The organism is Streptomyces sp. F63 (assembly GCF_018070345.1).
Classification (GTDB): Bacteria; Actinomycetota; Actinomycetes; order Streptomycetales; family Streptomycetaceae; genus Streptomyces.
Window position 1 is genome coordinate 188942 of record NZ_JAGPXX010000003.1, and the last position, 20997, is coordinate 209938.

A 20997-nucleotide genomic window follows, 5' to 3' on the forward strand; every position below is an offset into this window, starting at 1 on the left:
CCGGGACGCTCCTCGCCCGGGCCCTCCGCGGGCCTTCCCGCGGCGCTGCCGGTGCGGTTCACGGCCGGGTGAACCCGGCGTCGCGCAACAGGCGCTGCGCCGGCTGCGAGCGGAGCCAGCGGACGAACTCCGCGGCCGCGGCGGGATGGCGGGAGCCGCTGAGGGCGGCGGCCGGATAGGACACCGCGGCGTTGCGGCCGGCGGGCAGCTCCACGGCCGCGACCGCGTCCCCGGCGCTCAGGACATCGGTGCGGTAGACGAGACCGGCGTCGGCCTCCCCGAGCCGCACCTTGCTCAGCACCGCGCGGGTGCTGGGCTCCTGGGAGACGGGGGCGACGGTGACGCCCGCCCGGCCGAGGACCCGCTCGCTGTAGCGGCCGACCGGGACCTCGGGAGCGGCCAGGACGACCTTGAGGCCGTCGCGTCCCAGGTCCCGCAGCCCCCGGATGCCCTCGGGGTTTCCCGGGGCCACGGCGATGACCAGTTCGTTGCCGGCGATGACGGCCGGAGGTTCCGTGTCGTCCGCCAGGGAGTCCATGGTGACCGTGTCGGCGGTGACGACCACATCGGCGGGGAGTCCCTGCCGCACCTGGGAGGCCAGTTCCTGCGAGCCGGCGAAGGAGAGGCGGATCTCCGTCCGCGGGTGCGTCTTCTCGTAGCCGGTGGCGAGCCGGCGGGACACGTCGGTGAGCGAGGAGGCCGCCAGGACCGTCAGTTCGGCCGTGCCGTCCCGGGTCTCCGTGCCCTCGGAACCGGGAGCGCAGCCGGCGGCCGCGGCGAGCACCAGCGCGGTTCCGAGGGCGGTCAGCGCCGCCGGCGCCGTGGCCGCCGCGCGGAACGCGGAACCCCTGCGGTCCATGGCCGCTCCATCCCTCAGGTCAGATCGATGTGGACGTTGGTGGACTTCACCCGGGCCACCGCCTCCATGCCGACGGCCAGCCCCAGTTCCTCCACCGCCTCCCGGGTGAGCAGCGACACCAGGCGGTGCGGACCGGCCTGCACCTCCACCTGCGCGGCGACATCGCCGGTCCTGACCGAGGTGATGATGCCGGGGAAGGCGTTCCGGGCGGTGGTGTACGGCTCCTCCTCGGCGTCGCCCTGCTGGGCCTCGGCGGCCAGGGCGACGGAGAAGGCGGCGAGGTCCGGGCCCTCGATCAGCCGCTTGCCGGCGCCGTCCCGGCGGGTGGGGAGCCGGCCGGAGTCCGCCCAGCGGCGGAGCGTGTCGGGGCTGACCCCGAGCAGCCGGGCCGCCCGCCCGATGGTGTAGGACCGCATATGCGGCACTGTACTGACGGATTCCTGGCACATGCAAGGCGATGAGCGAGTGTGGACCGGCATCTGCGGCCCCAGGTGAGGGGGATCGCGGGCGCGGGGCGGCGGGGCGGACGGTGCCTGTCGCGGTGCCGGATGTCCAGGATGTCCTGGACGTGCTAGATGGCGGCCTTGCGGGTGAGCTGTGTGAAGGCGAGCCACCCCGGCAGCACGGGCAGCCAGAACGTCATCAGCCGGAAGAGCAGCACCGCGGGGGTGGCGATCTCATTCGGCAGGCCGGCCGCGATCAGACCCAGCGTGAGCGCCGCCTCCACGGCGCCGACGCCCCCGGGGGTGGGGGCCGCCGAGCCGAGCGCGTTGCCGGCGAGGAAGACGACGGCGATGCTCGCGTAGCTCAGCTCGCCACCGAACGCCCGGATCGAGGCGTCCAGGCACATGACGAACGCGAGCTGCATCAGCAGGGTGCCGCCGATCCCCGTGAGCAGCTTCTGCGGACGCTGCATGATGTCGAGCATCCGCGGCACCACACCGGCGAACAGGGACCGCACCCGGGTGGAGACGAACTTCCGCAGCGCGGGGACCGCCGTGACGATCAGGGTCAGCACCGCCGCGGTCAGCAGCCCGGCGATCACCGTGCGGGAGGGCGACAACGACGGGGTGCGCTCCGTCCCGGTGAGATAGCCGAAGGTGGCCAGCAGCAGGATGTGCAGACCGAGACCGACGAGCTGCGAGGCGCCGACACTCGCCACCGCGAGCCCCGGGCGCACCCCCGCCCGCTGCAGGAAACGCGTGTTGAGCGCCACCCCGCCGACGGCGGCCGGGGCCACCAGCTTTACGAAGGACCCGGCGACCTGGGCCATCACCGTCCGGACAAAAGGCACCTTCTCCGAGACGAAGCCGAGCAGGTTCAGGGTGGCGCCGAGGTAGCTGAGCGCCGCGAAGAGCATCGCCGCCGCCACCCAGCCCCACCGGGCGTCCGCGATGACGTCCTGGAAGCTCACGTGGGTGAACTGGGAGAGCAGGAAATAGGCGGCGAAGGCGCCCGCGATGAACGTGACGAGGGTGCGCGGGCGGATCCGTTCCAGCCGGGCGGGCTCCACCGTGGCCTGCGGCCGGATCAGCAGGATCTGGCGGCGGATCTGCGCCAGCAGGTCCTCCTCGCGGGACTCCTCGATCGCCTCGTCCACGGCGCGCTTCTCGGCTCGTACGGCCCTGCGGTCCGGCAGCAGCGAGGAGGAGCCGTCGTCGTCGGCGGCGGCGTGCCGGGCGCGGGACGCCGCCACCGCCGCTTCCCGCTCCCGCTGCGCGCGGTCCTTGGCGCGTCTGCGGAGTTCGGCACGGGTGGCGCGGCTGAGGGCGATCGGCTGGAGCAGGGGCAGGCAGTCGGCCACGGCGTCCGGGCCGAGGACGGCGACGGCGGCGCGCACCGACCGTTCGGCGCCCACCCGCAGCCCCAGCGTCGTCAGCAGCTGGGCCACGTCCATGCGGAGCACCAGGTCGCCGGCGGCGATCTCGCCGCCGCGCAGGTCCGTGAGGATCACCGCACCCGAGTCGTCCACCAGGATCGCGTCGCCGACGAGTCTGCGGTGCGCGATCCGCCGCGACTGGAGCGCGCGCACCTGGTGCCAGGCGCCGCGGAGGAGTTCATCGGTGATCTCCTCCTCGGGCAGGGCGTCCAGACTGCGGCCGCCGGTGTGCTCGTAGACGAGCATCACGGCGTCCGGGCCGAGCTCCGAGGTGGCGATGAGCCGGGGCGCGTTGGCCCCCGCGGCGATGGCGGCGTAGGCGAGCAGCGCCTCCTGCTCCAGCGCCTGGCGCAGGGACTGCAGACTGCGGCGCTGAGTGATGCCGCGCAGGGCCATCCGCCGCCAGACCCGGTAGAAGAAGCCCTGCGCCTGCTGTTCGCGGTCGACGACGGTGACGTCGAGGGGCGGCCCGTCCTCCAGGGTGACGAGGTAGCTGCGGCCGCGGTCCTGCCGCTCCGCCTCCAGGTCCTCCTCCGTGTGCAGGGCGCGGACCGGTTTGAAGCCGACCCGGCGCAGGCCGGCCAGCAGCGTCTGCCCGGTCGGCCGGACGTTCGGGGAGCCGACGGCGTAGAGCGTGCCGTAGGCGACGGTCCATCCCAGCAGCACGGTGACGACGATCGAGAACGGTGTCGAGAAGCCGCCGACGAGAACCGCCAGCGAGTCGAGCAGCAGGACGAACCAGAGGACCACCCGCCAGCGCGGCCGCCGGGCCATCCCGACCGCTGTCATGTAGGCGATGACGGGCGCCAGATAGCCGTGCACCGGGTCGGTCACATCGCCGTTCGGGGCCTGCTGGGTGAGCGCGTCGCGGAGGGAGGCGGGCGCCGACTCGGCCACCCACAGGTCGGTGAGGAGGGCGAGGCCGTGGGCCAGGACGGCCGCCAGCACACCGTCGGCGATGCGCAGCCCGTCGCGCTTGGCCAGCCGTTCGATGGCGAAGGCCACCGGCACGATCAGCACGGCGACGCTGGAGGCCAGGCCGGCGAAGTTGATCAGGAGGGTGGGCGCCTGACCGGTGCCCTTGCCGATGTCCTTCTCCAGCCCCTCCGTCGTCCCGTGCGCGAAGGCGGCGATGGCGAGGACCACGGCGATGCCGAGCACGCCGACCAGCAGCCGGACGAGGTCGGGCGGGCGGTGCACCCGCGCGGGAAGCAGGGGCTCGTTCCCCGGGACGGGACCGCTGTGCTCCTCGGCGCGCTGCCCGGCGCGGGTGGCGCCGGAGCTCGCGCGGGCGCGCCCGGACCCGGCGCGGTCTGCGCCGGTGCGGCCGGAAGAGCCGTCACCGGAGGGCGCGCCCCCGGGGGGAGTGCCCTCGGCGGCGTCGCCGGAAGGGGCGTGACCGGTGGGGAGCACCGGGCGCGACGGCGCGGCGGAGCTGCCGGCCCCCTCGGGGCCGCGGCCGTTCCGCTGCTCTGCCGTCTCTTCTTGGTCTCGTATCACCAGTCACCGCCCGGAAGATGGTGTCACGGTTGCGCCCGGACGAGGGGCAGGAGGGCGCATTTCGGAGGCGTGGGAAATCCCACGCGCGCCCAGGAGGGCGGTGCGGGGGCCACGGCCGGTGGCCGCGTCGGGACGGTGTCGGCGCCGTGGTGCAGGATGGGCCGGATGAGTGGAGAGAGCACCCCGGGCGGGCCGGGGGACCTGCCCGCGTACGCGGAACGGGTGCTGGCGACGGCCGAACTGATCCCGCCCGGCCGGGTGATGACGTACGGCGACGTGGCCGAGTGGCTCGGCGAGTCCGGGCCCCGGCAGGTGGGCCGCGTCATGGCGCTCTACGGCGGTGCCGTCCCCTGGTGGCGCGTGGTGCGCGCCGACGGAGTGCTGCTGCCGGGACACGAGACGCGGGCCCTCGCCCACTACCGTGCCGAAGGCACCCCCCTGCGGCAGTCCGGCGGCTCCGGCCGGCCACCGAGAATCGATCTGGCGGCCGCCCGCTGGGACGGCGGAAGCACGCCGGCCGGGGAGAGCGGCGCCGCACCCCGCGGTCCGGAGCGCGGCAGGGGGAGCGATACGGCGGACGGCGCGGCGAACGGTGCCGGGGCGGAGACTCACATCGGACAGCATCCGTCATCCGGTCCCTGAGAAGCCCGCGGGTGCTCCCGCAGAACAGCACGGACCGGTGTGCCGCCCGGCGCCCCGTGTTTCCATGGGCGGGGCGCCCGTGCCGCCGCGGACGGTCGCCCCCCGCGCACCACCGTCACACCCGGCCGTCACCGGGCACCCCCCGGCACACGGCGACCAGCACACCCACCAGGACCGGCGACCCACGTGAGCACCTCCTTCCCGCCCCTCTCCCCGCACCCGCGGGTACGGCAGCCGTCGACGGGCCCGTACCGGCTCGTGCGGACCCCGCCCGGGCCGGTGGACCCTCCTGTGCTGGACGCACACCAGCGCGCCGTGGTTGAGCACGGCGGGGGGCCGCTGCTGGTGCTCGCCGGCCCCGGCACGGGCAAGACCACCACCCTCGTCGAGACGGTCGCCGCGCGGGTGCGCCGCGGCACCGACCCGGAGCGCATCCTCGTCCTCACCTTCAGCCGCAAGGCCGCCGTCGAACTGCGCGACCGGATGGCCGCCCGGCTCGGCGGCCACGGCCCGCAGGCCACCACCTTCCACTCGTACTGCTACGCGCTGGTGCGGGCGCACCAGGACGCCGACCTCTTCGCCGATCCGCTGCGGCTGCTGTCCGGCCCCGAGCAGGACGTCGTCGTCCGTGAACTCCTCACCGGGCAGGCCGAACTGGAGCGGCGGGGACGCGGTCCGGTGCGCTGGCCGGGCGACCTCCGTGCCTGCCTGACCACCCGCGGCTTCGCCGACGAGGTCCGCGCCGTGCTGGCCCGCAGCCGGGAACTCGGCCTGGACCCCGGCGCGCTGGGGGCCTTCGCGGCCCGGACCGGGCGGCCCGACTGGAGCGCCGCGGCCTCCTTCCTCGCGGAGTACCTGGACGTGCTCGACGCCCAGGGCGTGCTCGACTACGCGGAACTGGTGCACCGGGCCGTGCTGCTCGCCCGGCGCCCGGAGGTCGCCGCGGGCATCGCCGGGCGCTACGACGCGGTACTGGTCGACGAGTACCAGGACACCGACGCGGCGCAGGTGCGGCTGCTGCACGCGCTGGCGGGCCGGGGCCGCACCCTCATCGCCTTCGGCGACCCCGACCAGTCCGTCTACGCCTTCCGGGGCGCCGACGTGAACGGCATCCTCGGCTTCCCGCAGGCCTTCCCGCGGGCCGACGGCCGGCCGGCGCCGGTGCGCGTGCTGCGCACGTCCCGGCGGTCCGGTGCCGCGCTGCTTGCCGCGAGCCGCCTCGTCACCCGGCGGATGCCGCTGCCCCGGCTGCCCGCCGAGGTGGTCCGGGCCCACCGGGCGCTCGAACCGGTGCGGGAGGGCGGCCGGGCCGAGGTCTTCACGTATCCGACGGCCGGGGCCGAGCTGGACAACATCGCCGACATCCTCCGCCGGGCGCATCTGGAGGACGGCGTGCGGTGGAACGACATGGCCGTCCTGGTGCGCGCCGGGGGGCGCTCCATTCCCGGCGTGCGCCGGGCGCTCACCTCCGCGGGAGTCCCCGTCGAGGTCGACGGCGACGACCTGCCGCTGCGCCACGAGCCGGCGGTGGCGCCTCTGCTGACGGCCCTGCGCGCGGCGGCCACGGCCGCGCTCCCCGGCCGGGGGGGCAGCGCCGACGGGCGAAAGGCCGACGGGCGAAAGGCCGGCGGGAGGGACGGCGGCGCCGAAGCCGGCGCCCCGGCGGACGCGGGAGCGGCCGCGGCAGCGGCGGAGCCGGGTTCCGAGCCGGGCGCGGAACCGGAGCCGGGGGAGGCCGGGCTCGACACCGAGACCGCCCTCACCCTGCTCACCTCCCCGCTGGGCGGTATGGACGGCACGGACCTCCGGCGCCTCGGCCGGGCCCTGCGCGAGGAGGAACGGGCGGCGGGGAACCCGCTGCCGCGCCCCTCCGACGTCCTGCTCGCGGAGGCCCTCGCCGAACCGGAGCGGCTCGTCGCGCACGACCCGGCGTACGCGCAGCGCGCGCAGCGGCTCGGCACGCTGCTGCGCAAGGTCCGCGAGCTGCTGGCCGGCGGCGGCACCGCCGAAGAGGCGCTCTGGGAACTGTGGGACGGCACCCCCTCCTGGCGGCGGCGGCTGGAACAGGCCGCCCTGCGCGGTGGCGCGGCCGGGCGGAACGCGGACCGCGATCTGGACGCCGTCTGCGCCCTGTTCGAGACCGCGGCGCGCGCGGAGGAGCGCATCGGCGGCCGGGGCGCCCTCAACTTCCTGGAGGAACTGGACGCCCAGGACATCGCCGCCGACACCCTCTCGGGCCGCGCCGTCCGGCCCGACGCCGTCCGGCTGATGACGGCGCACCGCGCCAAGGGCCTGGAGTGGCACCTCGTGGTCGTCGCCGGGGTGCAGGAAGGGCTCTGGCCCGATCTGCGCCGCCGCGGCTCCCTGCTGGAGGCCGACCGGATCGGCCGGGACGGCATCGCCGAACCGCTCACCCCGGGCGCCCTGCTCGCGGAGGAACGGCGGCTGTTCTACGTGGCCGCCACCCGCGCCCGCGAACGGCTCGTCGTCACCGCCGTCAAGGCACCCGCGGACGACGGCGACCAGCCCTCCCGCTTCCTCACCGAACTCGGGACGGACCCGGTCGACGTCACCCAGCGCCCGCGGCGCCCGTTGTCCGTGGCGGCGCTCGTCGCCGAACTGCGGGCCACCACCGTGGATCCCGCCGCCTCACCGGCCCTGCGCGAGGCGGCTGCCGAGCGGCTGGCGCGACTGGCCGCGCTGCGGGACGAGGACGGGCGCCCGCTGGTGCCCGCCGCCGACCCCGCCCGCTGGTGGGGCCTGTACGAGCCGACGCACAACCGGGTCCCGCTGCGCGACCGGGACCGGCCCGTCGCCCTCTCCGGCAGTGCCCTGGATCAGCTCGTGAACACCTGTTCCCTCCAGTGGTTCCTGGGACGGGAGGTCAGGGCGGACAAGCCGTCGACCGCCGCGCAGGGCTTCGGCAACGTCGTCCATGTGCTCGCCGACGAAGTGGCCTCCGGCCGCACCCCCGCCGACCTCGCCGTCCTCATGGAGCGGCTGGACTCCGTCTGGGACTCCCTCGCCTTCGACGCCCCCTGGAAATCCCGCCAGGAGAAGGAGAACGCCCGCGCCGCGCTGGAGCGCTTCCTCAGCTGGCACGTCCTGGACCGCGGCGCCCGCACCCCCGTCGCGGGCGAACACGGCTTCGACGTGACGCTGGAGGCGGGCGAGCACGCCGTCCGCATCCGGGGCAGCATGGACCGGGTCGAGGCGGACGCCGAGGGACGCGCCTACGTCGTCGACTTCAAGACCGGCAGGTCCAAGCCCGCCGGCCCGGAGGTCGCCCGCCATCCCCAGCTGGCCGTCTACCAGCTCGCGGTGCGCGAGGGAGCGCTGGACGAGGTCTTCGGGGGCCGCACCCCGGAGACGGGCGGCGCGGAGCTCGTCCATCTGCGGCTGGGGGCGCCGGAGAGGGACGGCGGTGACGCCCTGCCCGCCGTCCAGGCACAGGAGCCGCCGGTGACGGATTCCGGCGAGCCGGCGGACTGGGTGAGCGGGCTGCTCGCCGACGCGGCCGGCCGCGTCCTGGACGAGCGCTTCACCCCCGGCACCGGCCGGCACTGCGGGCACTGTGCCTTCCAGAGCTCCTGCTCCGCCCGCCCCGAAGGGCGGCACGTCGTCGACTGACGTCCCTCCGCCGAACGTCACCCGGCGGAGGGACGCGCGGCCCCGGCAGCGGGGGAGACAGCGTGCCGGTCGTCGCAGTCGTCCTCCCCGTCCGGTGGACCCTCCCCGGCCCACGGCGGCGGCCGAGCTGCCGGAGCCGGCACGGCGGGCGCCGGACCCGGCCTCCGTACTCCGGGGAGACCGCCGCGGGCCCGGCTGTCGGCGGGCACCGCTAGCCTCACTCGGGTGGCAGCGCGCATCACCGACCCCGAGCAGCTCAAGGAGCTCCTCGGCATCCCCTTCACCCCGGAGCAGACGGCCTGCATCACCGCGCCGCCCGCCCCGCAGGTGATCGTGGCCGGAGCCGGCTCGGGGAAGACCACGGTGATGGCCGCCCGCGTGGTCTGGCTCGTCGGCACCGGACAGGTCGCGCCGGAACGGGTGCTGGGCCTGACCTTCACCAACAAGGCCGCCGGCGAACTCTCCGAACGGGTCCGCAAGGCCCTGTCCGCCGCCGGGGTCACCGACCCGGACCCCGGCCCCGGGGCCGCACCGGACGAACCCCCCGGCGAGCCGCGGATCTCCACCTATCACGCCTTCGCCGGGCAGCTCCTCAAGGAGCACGGCCTGCGCATCGGGCTCGAACCGACCGCCCGGCTGCTCGCCGACGCCACCCGCTTCCAGCTCGCCGCCCGTGTGCTCCGCACCGCCCCCGGCCCCTACCCGGCGCTCACCAAGTCCCTCCCCGCCCTCGTCGAGGACCTGCTCGCGCTGGACGCGGAACTCGCCGAGCACCTCGTGCCGCCGGAGCGGCTGCGCGCGCACGACACGGCACTGCTGCGCGAGCTGGACGGGGCCCGGCTGAGCAACGCCGAGCTGCGGAAGGTCCCGGAGACCGCCCGCGCCCGGCTCGAACTCCTGGAACTCGTGAGCGCCTACCGCGAGGAGAAGCGCCACCGCGACCTCCTGGACTTCGGCGACCAGATCGCGTTCTCCGCGACCCTCGCCCGCACCCGGCCCGAGGTCGGCCGGATCCTGCGCGAGCAGTTCGAGGTCGTCCTCCTGGACGAATACCAGGACACCTCCGTGGCCCAGCGGATCCTCCTCTCCGCACTGTTCGGCGGCGGCACCGGCCACGCCGTCACCGCCGTCGGCGACCCCTGCCAGGCCATCTACGGCTGGCGCGGCGCGTCCGTCGCCAACCTCGACGACTTCCCCCGGCACTTCCCCGAGGCCGCCGGCCGGCCGGCCCGCAGGCAGGCCCTCAGCGAGAACCGCCGCAGCGGCGGCCGCCTCCTCGACCTCGCCAACCGGCTCGCCGCTCCGCTGCGCGCGATGCACGAGGGCGTCGAGGCGCTGCGTCCCGCTCCCGGGGCCGAACGGGACGGCGGCGTGCGCTGCGCGCTGCTCCCCACCCACGCCGGGGAACTGGCCTGGCTCGCCGACTCCATCGCCCACCTGGTGCGCACCGGCACCCCGCCCGGCGAGATCGCCGTCCTCTGCCGTACCGCGGGCGACTTCGCCCGCATCCAGGGCGCGCTCGTCGAACGGGACGTCCCGGTGGAGGTCGTCGGCCTGTCCGGGCTGCTCCACCTGCCCGAGGTCGCCGATCTGGTCGCGGTCTGCGACGTGCTGCAGGACCCGACGGCCAACGCGGCACTGGTCCGGCTGCTCACCGGGCCGCGCTGGCGCATCGGCCCGCGCGACCTGGCACTGCTCGGCCGCCGGGCCCGTCTTCTCGTCCGCTCCCGGCCGGACGGCGACGCCGGTGACGACCCCGACCGGCGGCTGGCGGAGGCCGTCGAGGGCACCGACCCGGCCGAGGCCGTCTCGCTCGCCGACGCCCTCGACACCTTCCTCGTCCCCGACAGCCCGGGGCGGTCCGGCCCGCCCGGCCGCCCCGACGACGGACTGCCGTTCTCCGCCGCGGCCCGGGTACGGTTCGCCCGGCTCGCGGCCGAACTGCGCGAGCTGCGGCGTTCGCTCGCCGATCCGCTGATGGACGTCCTCCACCGGGTGCTCGCCACCACCGGCCTGGAGGTGGAACTCTCCGCCTCGCCGCACGCCCTGGCCGCCCGCCGCCGCGAGACGCTCGGCAACTTCCTGGATGTCGCCGCCTCCTTCGCGGCGCTCGACGGAGAGGCCGGGCTGCTGGCCTTCCTCGGCTTCCTGCGCACCGCCGCGCAGCACGAGAAGGGGCTCGACAACGCCCTGCCCGGCGGGGACAACACGGTCAAGGTCCTCACCGCGCACAAGTCCAAGGGGCTGGAGTGGGACGTCGTCGCCGTCCCGGGCCTGGTCGCCAAGCAGTTCCCGAGCGAACAGGCGCGCGACTCCTGGACCTCCCGGGCGAAGGTCGTACCGCACGCCCTGCGCGGTGACGCGGACACCCTGCCGGACGTCGCCGCGTGGACCGGCAAAGGGCTGGGTGCCTTCCGCGCCGCGATGAAGGAGCACCAGGCCACCGAGGAACTGCGGCTGGGCTATGTGACCTTCACCCGTCCGCGCTCGCTGCTGCTCGCCTCGGGCCACTGGTGGGGCCCGGCCCAGAAGCGGCCCCGCGGCCCGTCCGCGTTCCTCCACGCACTGCGCGAGCACTGCGAGGCGGGGCACGGGGAGATCGACGCCTGGGCCGAGCCGCCCGCCGAGGGCGAGGAGAACCCGGCCCTGCGGGAAGCGGCCGAGGAGCAGCCCTGGCCGCTGCCGCTCGACCCTGCAGCCCTGGCCCTGCGCCGTCGGGCGGCGGAACGGGTCAGGGCCCATCTGGACCGCCCGGACCCGGTGGCCCCGGCGCAGCGGGCCCTCCCCGCGGCGCCGGACGCGGGTTTCCCCGATCCCGGTCCGTCCGGAGGCGGGTCGGGCCGGGACGCGGCGCCGGGGAACGGGACGGAACCCGCCGGGGAGGCGTCCGCGGCCCGGTCGTGGGAGGCGGAGCCGTGGGGGGCGGAGGCGCCCGGCCCTGGGGTGCCCGGCCCCGAGCTGCCCGGCCCGGATCTGTTCGCGTGGCCGGAGATGCGGGAGACGGAGCCACCCCACGACCCGGACCGGCCGCCCCCGCCGGAGGACGAGGCGGAGCACGGGGACGGCCCGTTCCACCCGGGGACCGGTGCGCCCGCACGGCCCGCGGCCACGGGCCGGCCGGAGCACGGAGCCGGGCCGGCGCCGCCGGAGCGGGACGGCGAGTCCGCTCCGCCCGGTGACGGCGGCGGCAAGCCCCGCGAAGCCGTACCCGGCGCCGCACCCCGGGCCGGGGAAGCCGGGGAGCACCCGCCGGAGCCCGACGCGGAGCGTGCCGCCGGCCGTGCCCGCCCCGGCCGTCCCGGCCCCGTCCCGGCCCAGACCCGCGGCCCGGCCGGCCCGGCCGCCCGGCCCGCCCCTGTGACCGGCGCGGACGCGTACCGGGAAGCGGCCGCGGACCCGGGATCCGACGCCGGCCGGCTCGCGCCCGAGGAGGCCCGCACCGTCGCGTCCTGGGACCGGGACCTCGAAGCGCTCACGGGTGAGCTGCGGCGCGCCCGCGAGGCCGTGCGCGAGGTACCGGTACCCCGCACGCTGAGCACCTCGCAGGTGCTGCGCCTCGCGGCGGACCCCGAGGGCTTCGCGCGGGAGCTGGCCCGGCCGGTGCCCCGCCCTCCGCAGCCCGCCGCCCGCCGGGGCACCCGTTTCCACGCCTGGGTCGAGTCGCGGTTCGAGGAACTGCCACTGCCCCTGCTCGGACCGGATGAGCTCCCCGGCGGCATCGACGACGAGGGCCCGTCCGGACCGGAGATCGCCGACGAGCGTGATCTGGCCGCGCTCAAGGAGGCGTTCGACCGGACTCCGTACGCGCGCCGCACGCCGTACCGCGTCGAGGCGCCGGTCCAGGTCGTGCTCGCGGGCCGGGTCATCCGGGGCCGCGTCGACGCCGTGTACCGGGACCGCGGCCCCGAGGGAGACATGTTCGAGATCGTGGACTGGAAGACCGGCCGCTCCCACTCCGCCGACCCGCTGCAGCTCGCCGTCTACCGGCTCGCCTGGGCCGAGCAGACGGGGGTGCCGCTGTCGTCCGTCACGGCGGCGTTCCTGTATGTCCGCAGCGGCGAGGTGGTCCGTCCCCGGGATCTGCCGGACCGGGCCGCACTGGAGCGCATCCTCCTGGGCGGGGGCCACGGCGACGGCGTGCACGGCGACGGCCGTGGCGGGGACGACGGCCGCCCCGGACCCTGACGGGGGACGGCGGCCGTCCCGTCCGGTTCACCGTCTCCGGCTCCCCGTCCCCGCGGGCGGCTCCGTGCGCCGGCCGCCCCGCCCGGCGGCCTCGGCTCCCCGTCCGGATAGGCTCGTGGGCATGAGCGTCGCCCCGGACAGTGCCGTCCGTGCTCGCGGTGCGTGCACCGCTGAGCACCGCACCGCCGTGTCCGGCGGCCGTGCCGGAACGCCACACGCCCGCCCTCGCCCGGTGGGGGACGCCCGTCCGCCCGCCCCGGGCCCGCGCCGCGCGCCGTCCTCCGCGCCGTTCCCTCCGGAAGCCCCGCACCGGACCCGCACGGCCGGCCCCCGGCCCCTCGCCGCGGAGCGCGGGATGACGCCCGCCGGTGAAGGTGAGCGAGAACACCGGATCCCCGAAGAGCGGTCCGGCCGAGAAGGGACCCGGGGGCCGTTCGTGCCCCCCGCGTCCGGCTCCCGCGCGCCGCACGCCCGTCCGCACCCGTCCGCATCGCCATTCCGGGGGAGTAGGAAGCAGCCGTGACCATCTCGACCGACCGCCCCGACGCGCCGGAGATCCCCCTCACCGTCCCCGGCGGCATCGACCGGGCCGCGCACCACCGCTTCGACGAGGCGTGGCTCGCCGCGGCGTGGAGCCACCCGACGACGCGGGTCTTCGTGGTCTCCGGCGGCCAGGCACTGATCGACGAGACCCCCGACGGGCGCACCGAGCTGGTGATGACTCCGGCGTTCGAAGCCCCGGTCACCGAGACCCACCGCTACTTCCTCGGCACGGACGAGGAAGGCGTGCGCTACTTCGCGCTGCAGAAGGACTCCCTGCCGGGCCGCATCGACCAGTCCGCGCGGCCGGCGGGCCTGCGGGAGGCCGGAGTCCTGCTCGGCCCCCGCGACGCGGCACTGATGGCACACGCCGTCGCACTGGAGAACTGGCAGCGGCTGCACCGCTTCTGCTCCCGGTGCGGGGAGCGCACCGTCATCGCAGCGGCGGGCCATGTGCGCCGCTGCCCCGCCTGCGGCGCGGAGCACTATCCGCGCACCGACCCGGCCGTGATCATGCTGGTGACCGACGACCGGGACCGCGCGCTGCTCGGCCGCCAGGTGCACTGGCCGGCCGGGCGGTTCTCCACGCTCGCCGGTTTCGTCGAGCCGGGGGAGTCGATCGAACAGGCCGTGGTCCGCGAGGTCGCCGAGGAGGCCGGGGTCGCCGTCGGCGAGGTCCGCTATGTGGCGAGCCAGCCCTGGCCCTTCCCGTCGAGCCTGATGCTCGGGTTCCTGGCCCGGGCCACCTCGCCGCGCATCACGGTGGACGGCGACGAGCTGCACGAGGCGCGCTGGTTCTCCAGGGAGGAGCTGGGGGCGGCCTTCGAGTCCGGTGAGGTGCTGCCGCCGACGGGCATCTCCATCGCCGCCCGGCTGATCGAACTCTGGTACGGCAAGCCGCTGCCCGCGGGCCTCCCGCGCTGAGGGGGGCGCCGCGGGCGGCGGACGCCATGCGGTGACGGCCGGGCGGACCCGCCGGGCCGGTCAGACGCCGAGCCTGGCCTTCACCTGGGCCAGCGAGGGGTTGGGCAGCGCGGAGCCGTCCGGGAACAGCACGGTCGGCACCAGCTGGTTGCCGTTGTTCACCTTCTCCACGAACTTCGCCGACTCCGGGTCCTTCTCGATGTTGACCTCGGTGTACGCGATGCCCGCACGCTCCATCTGGCTCTTCAGCCGGCGGCAGTAGCCGCACCAGGTGGTGCTGTACATCGTCACAGTGCCCGTCGTGGCGGTCATGGATTACGGCTCCTTCGCTCTCGCCTGGATACGGAGAGGCAACGTGCCGGCGCGGGCGGCCATTCCCGGAAGGAGCCCCGTCCGCGCGTGATCCGTCCCTCATCGCGCGCCGTCCGGCCGTGGGACCGGTACGACCGGAGGGCCGCGGCTGTGGACAACCTCCCGGCCGTTCCCGGGAACCTGGCAGCATGGCGGGGTGACACCAGCGACACCAGCCACTCCCTCCCCGCTCTTCCCCGGCACCCCGGCGCCGTCGGAGTACCCGGCCGTGCCGGACGGTGCCGACGCCGTGCTCGCCGGGCTGGATCCGGAGCAGCGCGAGGTCGCCACGGCCCTCCACGGGCCGGTGTGCGTGCTGGCCGGTGCCGGCACGGGCAAGACCCGCGCCATCACCCACCGCATCGCCTACGGGGTGCGGGCGGGTGTCCTCCAGCCGGGTTCCGTCCTCGCGGTGACGTTCACCAACCGGGCGGCCGGCGAGATGCGCGGCCGGCTCCGGCAGCTCGGTGCCACCGGGGTCCAGGCCCGCACCTTCCACTCCGCCGCGCTCCGCCAGCTCCAGTACTTCTGGCCCAGGGCGGTCGGCGGCCCGCTGCCGCGGCTCGTCGAGCGCAAGGCCCAGGTGGTCGCCGAGGCGGCCGCCCGCTGCCGCGTCCGCCTGGACCGGGGTGAACTCCGGGACGCCACGGGCGAGATCGAGTGGGCCAAGGTCACCCAGACGGTCCCCGAGGACTACCCGGCGGCCGTTGCCCGCGCCCGCCGCCAGCCGCCCCGGGACCCGGCGGAGACCGCCCGCCTCTACGAGACCTACGAACTCCTCAAGCGCGACCGCGGCGTGATCGACTTCGAGGACGTCCTGCTGCTCACGGTCGGGGTGCTGCAGGACCGGCAGGACATCGCCGATGAGGTCCGCCGCCAGTACCAGCACTTCGTGGTCGACGAATACCAGGACGTCAGCCCGCTCCAGCAGCGGCTGCTGGACCTGTGGCTGGGCGAGCGGGACAGCCTCTGCGTCGTGGGCGACGCGAGCCAGACGATCTACTCCTTCACCGGCGCCACCCCGGACCACCTGCTGGACTTCCGCGCCCGGCACCCCCGCGCCACGGTCGTCAGACTGGTCCGGGACTACCGCTCCACCCCGCAGATCGTCCATCTCGCCAACGGCCTGCTGGGGCAGGCGAGCGGGCGGGCGGCGGAGCACCGGCTGGAGCTCGTCTCGCAGCGGGGTACCGGCCCCGAACCGGCGTTCGCGGAATACCCGGACGAGCCGACCGAGGCCGAGGGCACCGCGCGGCGGGTCCGGAAGCTGCTCGACTCCGGGGTCCCCGCCCGCGAGATCGCCGTGCTCTACCGCATCAACGCCCAGTCGGAGGGCTATGAGCAGGCCCTCGCCGACCAGGGCATCCCCTATCAGCTCCGCGGCGCGGAACGGTTCTTCGAGCGGCCGGAGGTGCGGGAGGCCGGACTCCTGCTCCGCGGTGCCGCCCGCGCCGGGAACTCCTCCGACCCCTCCCCCACGGAGTCGGACATACCCGCGCAGGTGCGGGCCGTGCTCTCCACCCGGGGGTGGGGGCCGGAACCGCCGGCCGGCTCGGGGGCGGCCCGCGACCGCTGGGAGTCCCTGGCGGCGCTCGTCCGGCTCGCCGAGGACTACGCCCGGGCGCGGCCGGAGGCGTCGCTCGCCGATTTCGTCACCGAGCTCGGCGAGCGGGCCAACGCCCAGCACGCACCCACGCTCGAAGGCGTCACCCTGGCTTCGCTGCACGCGGCCAAGGGCCTGGAGTGGGACGCGGTCTTCCTGGTCGGCCTGACCGAGGGCATGATGCCGATCACCTATGCCGTGACCGACGCGCAGACCGAGGAGGAACGCCGGCTGCTCTACGTCGGCGTCACCCGGGCCCGGGTCCACCTCACCCTCTCCTGGGCCCTCGCGCGCGCCCCCGGGGGCCGCACCGGCCGGCAGCCGAGCCGCTTCCTGGACGGGCTGCGGCCCGGTTCCCGGGCCCAGGGCGGTGCGGCCGTCCGCGGCCCGGCCGCCGGGAGCGGGGTGGAGCGGGGCGAGGTGCCGCGGCGCCGCAGGCGCGGCCCGGTACGGTGCCGGATCTGCGGCCGCACCCTCACGGACGCGGGCGAGATGAAGCTGATGCGCTGCGAGGACTGCCCCTCCGAGCTGGACGAGGGCCTCCACCGGCGGCTGCTGGAGTGGCGGGCGGACCGGGCCCGCGAGCTGGGGCAGCCGGCGTTCTGCGTCTTCACCGACAAGACGCTGCTGGCCATCGCCGAGGCCATGCCCGGGGACGGGGCCGAGCTGGCCGTGATCCCCGGTGTGGGGCGGCGGAAACTCGACCGGTACGGGGCGGAGGTCCTGGCCCTCTGCGCGGGGGAAGAACCGCCCGCCGGGGCGCCGGACGGACGGTCCGGCGGCTGATGCGAAGTCGTCGAGAAAATAGTTTGCGCCCGCCGCCGGATTCCCCATAGGTTCTCTTTCGCGGGCATGACAGGGCCTTTTTCGGGCCCACTGTTCCGTGCTGTACTTGTACGACGGACTGGCGCCGACCAGTCCCCCGAGACGCCGAGAGGAGGCGAGCCCCAATGATCAGCATCACCAAACTGGCCGGTCGTGACGTGCCCGTCTCCTGCCTGTCCGGTGTCTCCGTGCTCTGTGGGTCCGGCATGCCCGTCGCCCTCGCAGCACGCCCGGCCGAGCGCGGCCTTCTGGCGAGCGCTCAGCGACCGACCAAGGCACCGGCGGCAGTAGCGGCGGCAGAGGCATCGGCCTATGCCCTCGCGGCCAAGGGTGCCGACCTCCGGCAGATGTGGATCGACGGCGGTTTTGCCAACGGTTCGGCGTCTGCGGCCGAGCACCACACGATTCGGGGCCTCCGCGGCCACGAACCCTGGAGAGATCCAGCCTGATCGCCACGATCAGGTCGGCACCTTCCAGGGCCGCGGAACCCGAACCGGGATCCGCGGCCCTTTTCGTTGCCCCGACCGGCATCGATGTCCACCCCGCCGGCCCACCAGGCCGGCCGAACACAAGGAAGAAACCGACTGTGCCCAGCCCAGCGCCCGCCCCGTCGCCCACGCAGCAGCCCGCTACCTCTCCACCTGGTCCTCCGGAGGTCCTCTTGTCCCAGCCCACCCGGCTCTCGGTGCTCGACGACGAGATCGAGCGTCTCGGCGAGCTCGTTCCCTGCCGCAGCTACGACCCCGAGGTGTTCTTCGCCGAGTCGCCCGCCGACGTCGAGTACGCCAAATCGCTCTGCCAGAGCTGCCCGCTGCGCGAGGCCTGCCTCGAAGGGGCCAAGGACCGGCGCGAGCCGTGGGGCGTCTGGGGCGGTGAGCTCTTCGTCCAGGGTGTGGTCGTGCCGAGGAAGCGGCCGCGTGGCCGCCCGCGCAAGAACCCGGTCGTCGCATGAACGCCCCGGGAACCATCGACCGTCCCCTCACGCACGATCCGAAGAAGCAGGTCCCGACGATGAAGCCGTCCGCCCACGAGCCGTCAGCCGCCCGTACCACCGCCAGAACCGCGTCCGACGCGACCAACTCGCGTCAGAACAGGAACCGTGAGATGCAACTCATCCCAGAAGCCCTGGCTCGTGCTCATATGCACGACCGCATCCAGGAGGCCGAGTCCGAACGCAGGGCCCTGCGTCTGGCCCGCGCCCGCCGGATGCAGCGCCGGGCCGAGCGCGCCTCGCTCCGCGCCCGGCGCGCGCTGGCCATGGCCGTCATGCAGTAGCCGCCGCCTGGCCGCCCACAGGAGCCACCGCGCACCAGCGCACCGGCAGCCGAGGGGCCGTTCCCGTCCGGGAGCGGCCCCTCGGCCGTCTCCCGGGCTGAGCGGCCTCAGCCCGCCGGGCGGTCCACCGGCCCCGGCTCCCCGGCCCCGTCCGGAAGGAAACCGGGGAGCCAGTCCCGCAGTTCCTCCCGCAGCCGGACGGTGGCCCCGAGCTGGCACAGCACGCCGATCGTGCTGAGGGTGACGCGGTGGATCAGCAGATAGGAGGGCGGCAGATTGAGTTGCCGGCCCAACTGGTGTGCGGGCGACCGCGGGTCGGCGATGCGCGCCGCCTGGGTCCGCAGCCAGCCGCGGGTGAAGGTGAACTCCTCGGCCCGGGCCGGCTCGATGATCGGCACCAGATAGTCCAGGACGGCGTCCGGGTCCAGCTCGACGGACTCCCGGACGAAGCCCGCCTCGCAGAGCATCGTGTACACCCCCTCCGCATCGCCGTCCAGAGCCCCGCGCAGGGCGGTGCCGATGAGTGGCGGCAGCCCGTCCGGCAGTCGGTCGACCGTGCCGAAGTCGAGCACGCCCAGCCGCCATGTCTCCGGCCCGTCGTCCTCCGCCTCTCCCGGCAGCAGCCGGAAGTTCCCCGGGTGCGGGTCGGCGTGCAGCAGACCTGTGCGGGCGGTGCCGGAGAAAAGGAATCGGGCCAGCAGCTGTCCGGCGCGGTCCCGCTGCTCGGGCGTGCCGTCGGCTATCACCTCCGACAGCGGTACCCCGTCCATCCACTCGGTGACGAGCACCTCGGCTCCCTGGTGGACGACGCCCGGGATCACCACGTCCGGGTCGTCGGCGAACTCCGCGGCGTGATCGCGCTGCGCCTGGGCCTCCAGGGCGTAGTCCAGCTCCTCCGACACCCGGTCGCGCAGCTCGGCGATGAGCGGCTTGATGTCCATTCCCGGTATCAGGGGCCCCAGCAGCCGTGCGAACCGGCCGAGCTGGGTGAGATCGGACAGCAGTGCCTCACCGGCGCCCGGGTACTGGATCTTGACGGCCACCTCTCGGCCGTCGTGCCAGACGGCGCGGTGTACCTGGCCGATCGATGCCGCGGCTGCCGGCTTGTCCTCGAACTCCTCGAAGTGATCGCGCCAGTCGGACCCGAGCCGCTTCTCCAGAGCGGAGTGGACGCTCTGTGCCGGCATTGGGGGCGCGGCTTCCTGGAGCCTGGTGAGGGCGGCGCGGTAGGGGCCGGCGACCTCCTCCGGAAGCGCCGACTCGAAGACCGAGAGGGCCTGCCCGACTTTCATGGCCCCGCCCTTGAGCTGCCCCAGGGTCGAGAAGAGCTGCTCGGCGGTCCGCTGCTGCAGCTCGCTGGCGATCATCTCGGCCGGACGGCCGCCGATGCGCTTGCCGAGTCCGAGGGCGGTGCGTCCGGCGAAGCCCAGTGGCAGCGCCGCCAGTTTGGCGGTACGGGTGACCGCCTTGCGGGGAAGATCAGACATGCGCTCCTCCAACTTCACTGCGCTTCACCGGAGGGCAGCCGCCCTCCGCGACGGTGCCCGGGCCGGCCGGACCGGGTGGTTCCGGCGGCTCGGCACCATCTGGTGAGTATGGACGCTCGACCGCTTCGTACGCACCGCACCCGCAGGCCCGGTGCGGTGTGATGGAACACGGCTCCCAGGCCAGACCGGGCAGCGCGAGCTCCAGGCGGGCCCCGGCGCAGACCGGCGGCAGGCCGTCGAGGTAGGCCAGCGCGTGCGCCGCCGCCAGCCCCGCGACGACGGTGGCGAGCGCCGTGTCACAGGCCGGTTCGGCCGGGCCCCGGGCCGATCGCCACTGGGCGAGCAGCCGGGGCCAGGCGGGATCCCGCTCGGACCGGTGCAACTGGAGACAGCCCGCGCAGGCCGATTCACCGGGCAGCACCAGAGGGCCGACCACGCCCGTGCCCTCCAGCACCCCGGCGTAGAGATGAGGGATCCCCGAGGCGAGAAGCGTCTCGGCCGGCACGGGATCCGGAGCGTAGGCGCCCAGGCCATCGCGTGGGGCCAGCACCGTCAGGGCGAGTCCGGTCCCGGGTGCGAGCGGAGGGGCCCCGGGACCGCCCCCTGCGCGCCGGGCCCTTCTCCTCGCGGTGGCGGCAGCACGGACGGCCTTGCGCGCGGCGGTGTCACGGCGCTCGCCGGCCGACTCCGGCGGCAGCCCGCCGGGGCCCGTCTCCCAGGGCGCGGCCCGGCCGCCGTCCACCACATCGACCTGGCCCACCCCCGCGGCGGAGAGCACCGTGGCGACGGCCGCGCCGACCCGCCCGGCGCCGCGCACCTGGACGCGTACCGATCCGCGCGCCGTCAACCGGCGCTTGCCGGCGCCCGGTTCGGGATGCACCACCGACAGCGAACCCAGATCCGCCCGCAGCCGGTCCGGAACCGCGGCCGGCTGCCGGCACTCCGGTTCAGGGGCGCCCTGCGCCGCCCGGCCGTGCCGCGGCGCCGTCGGATCGTCCAGCAGACCGGCGGCCGCCAGACGCCTCAGCAGTTCATCGGGGCGGTCCCCGGTGAGGCCCAGGGCCGCCGCCTCCGCCCGCAGCAGCGGAAGTCCCCGGGTGCCGTCCAGCAGGGAGAGGAAGCTGCCGGTCGCCGTGTCGACCGGGCCCAGCAGCACGGCGTGCGCGGGTGTCACCCCGAACTGCACGGTCTGCCGGTCCCGCCAGCCGCGCCGCAGCGCGGGCTTGATGATCGGATGCATGGCCGCCCCCTCGGTCCTCGCCGGATCTGCTCGACGGTGCCAGCATGACCGGGCGGG

The 20997-nt window shown here is 75.4% G+C and carries 14 protein-coding genes; 8 read left to right on the plus strand and 6 right to left on the minus strand.

All coding sequences use genetic code 11. From position 1 onward, the window contains the following. Positions 1-58: 58 nt before the first annotated feature. The 3 genes from modA to KBZ10_RS04910 all read right to left on the minus strand — a co-directional run bounded on the left by modA (position 59) and on the right by KBZ10_RS04910 (position 4238). Entirely contained in the window at positions 59-859 is an 801-nt protein-coding gene (gene modA / locus KBZ10_RS04900; RefSeq protein ID WP_210986239.1) for a molybdate ABC transporter substrate-binding protein, read from the minus strand. 14 nt (positions 860-873) lie between these two features. Next, positions 874-1275 (minus strand): molybdopterin-binding protein, encoded by a 402-nt coding sequence (locus KBZ10_RS04905; RefSeq protein ID WP_210986240.1) that lies wholly within the window; start codon positions 1273-1275, stop codon positions 874-876. Between the two features lie 155 nt (positions 1276-1430). Beyond that, positions 1431-4238 (minus strand): lysylphosphatidylglycerol synthase transmembrane domain-containing protein, encoded by a 2808-nt coding sequence (locus KBZ10_RS04910; protein WP_210986241.1) that lies wholly within the window; start codon positions 4236-4238, stop codon positions 1431-1433. A gap of 156 nt (positions 4239-4394) precedes the next feature. Here KBZ10_RS04910 and KBZ10_RS04915 point away from each other — a divergent pair, with 156 nt between their 5' ends. The 4 genes from KBZ10_RS04915 (at position 4395) to nudC (ending at position 14159) form a co-directional block, all read left to right on the plus strand. Beyond that, positions 4395-4880 carry an MGMT family protein gene (locus tag KBZ10_RS04915; RefSeq protein WP_282107777.1) on the plus strand — a complete coding sequence of 162 codons (486 nt, stop codon included), beginning with the start codon at positions 4395-4397 and terminating at the stop codon, positions 4878-4880. A 186-nt stretch (positions 4881-5066) separates the two neighbouring features. Then, positions 5067-8510 (plus strand): ATP-dependent DNA helicase, encoded by a 3444-nt coding sequence (locus tag KBZ10_RS04920; protein ID WP_210986243.1) that lies wholly within the window; start codon positions 5067-5069, stop codon positions 8508-8510. 225 nt (positions 8511-8735) lie between these two features. Continuing rightward, positions 8736-12695, plus strand: coding sequence for a UvrD-helicase domain-containing protein (locus KBZ10_RS04925; RefSeq protein WP_210986244.1), 3960 nt, complete (start codon positions 8736-8738; stop codon positions 12693-12695). A 519-nt stretch (positions 12696-13214) separates the two neighbouring features. After that, on the plus strand, positions 13215-14159 hold the full coding sequence (gene nudC / locus KBZ10_RS04930) for an NAD(+) diphosphatase (protein ID WP_210986245.1): 945 nt from the start codon (positions 13215-13217) through the stop codon (positions 14157-14159). Positions 14160-14219: 60 nt separating this feature from the next. On the opposite strand, the gene KBZ10_RS04935 is transcribed toward nudC, so the two are convergent. Further along, positions 14220-14471, minus strand: a complete 252-nt coding sequence (locus tag KBZ10_RS04935) for a mycoredoxin (RefSeq protein WP_210986246.1) — start codon at positions 14469-14471, stop codon at positions 14220-14222. Between the two features lie 196 nt (positions 14472-14667). Between KBZ10_RS04935 and KBZ10_RS04940 the strand changes: the two genes are divergently transcribed. The 4 genes from KBZ10_RS04940 to KBZ10_RS04955 all read left to right on the plus strand — a co-directional run bounded on the left by KBZ10_RS04940 (position 14668) and on the right by KBZ10_RS04955 (position 18213). Further along, the gene (locus KBZ10_RS04940) at positions 14668-16899 is read left to right on the plus strand and encodes an ATP-dependent DNA helicase UvrD2 (protein WP_374223306.1); all 2232 of its coding nucleotides are present in this window, start codon (positions 14668-14670) and stop codon (positions 16897-16899) included. 164 nt (positions 16900-17063) lie between these two features. Next, positions 17064-17387, plus strand: coding sequence for a hypothetical protein (locus KBZ10_RS04945; RefSeq protein WP_210986247.1), 324 nt, complete (start codon positions 17064-17066; stop codon positions 17385-17387). A 137-nt stretch (positions 17388-17524) separates the two neighbouring features. Next, on the plus strand, positions 17525-17890 hold the full coding sequence (locus KBZ10_RS04950) for a WhiB family transcriptional regulator (RefSeq protein WP_374223307.1): 366 nt from the start codon (positions 17525-17527) through the stop codon (positions 17888-17890). Then, the gene (locus KBZ10_RS04955; protein ID WP_210986248.1) at positions 17887-18213 is read left to right on the plus strand and encodes a hypothetical protein; all 327 of its coding nucleotides are present in this window, start codon (positions 17887-17889) and stop codon (positions 18211-18213) included. The genes KBZ10_RS04950 and KBZ10_RS04955 overlap by 4 nt, the downstream gene beginning before the upstream one ends. 107 nt (positions 18214-18320) lie before the next feature. Here the strand turns inward: KBZ10_RS04955 and KBZ10_RS04960 are convergent, their stop codons facing one another. Both KBZ10_RS04960 and KBZ10_RS04965 read right to left on the minus strand, forming a co-directional pair. After that, positions 18321-19700, minus strand: a complete 1380-nt coding sequence (locus tag KBZ10_RS04960) for an AarF/ABC1/UbiB kinase family protein (protein ID WP_210986249.1) — start codon at positions 19698-19700, stop codon at positions 18321-18323. Continuing rightward, positions 19693-20940 (minus strand): ThiF family adenylyltransferase, encoded by a 1248-nt coding sequence (locus KBZ10_RS04965; RefSeq protein ID WP_247701819.1) that lies wholly within the window; start codon positions 20938-20940, stop codon positions 19693-19695. Before KBZ10_RS04965 ends, KBZ10_RS04960 begins: the two co-directional genes overlap by 8 nt. Between the last annotated feature and the right edge of the window lie 57 nt (positions 20941-20997).

What these genes read in the sequence shown, in the direction of transcription:
- KBZ10_RS04935 (WP_210986246.1), bottom strand. Translation starts at nt 14,471, where the DNA reads ATGACCGCCACGACGGGCACTGTGACGATGTACAGCACCACCTGGTGC.
- KBZ10_RS04955 (WP_210986248.1), top strand. Translation starts at nt 17,887, where the DNA reads ATGAACGCCCCGGGAACCATCGACCGTCCCCTCACGCACGATCCGAAG.
- KBZ10_RS04905 (WP_210986240.1), bottom strand. Translation starts at nt 1,275, where the DNA reads ATGCGGTCCTACACCATCGGGCGGGCGGCCCGGCTGCTCGGGGTCAGC.
- modA (WP_210986239.1), bottom strand. Translation starts at nt 859, where the DNA reads ATGGACCGCAGGGGTTCCGCGTTCCGCGCGGCGGCCACGGCGCCGGCG.
- KBZ10_RS04945 (WP_210986247.1), top strand. Translation starts at nt 17,064, where the DNA reads ATGATCAGCATCACCAAACTGGCCGGTCGTGACGTGCCCGTCTCCTGC.
- KBZ10_RS04960 (WP_210986249.1), bottom strand. Translation starts at nt 19,700, where the DNA reads ATGTCTGATCTTCCCCGCAAGGCGGTCACCCGTACCGCCAAACTGGCG.
- KBZ10_RS04965 (WP_247701819.1), bottom strand. Translation starts at nt 20,940, where the DNA reads ATGCATCCGATCATCAAGCCCGCGCTGCGGCGCGGCTGGCGGGACCGG.
- KBZ10_RS04915 (WP_282107777.1), top strand. Translation starts at nt 4,395, where the DNA reads ATGGGCCGGATGAGTGGAGAGAGCACCCCGGGCGGGCCGGGGGACCTG.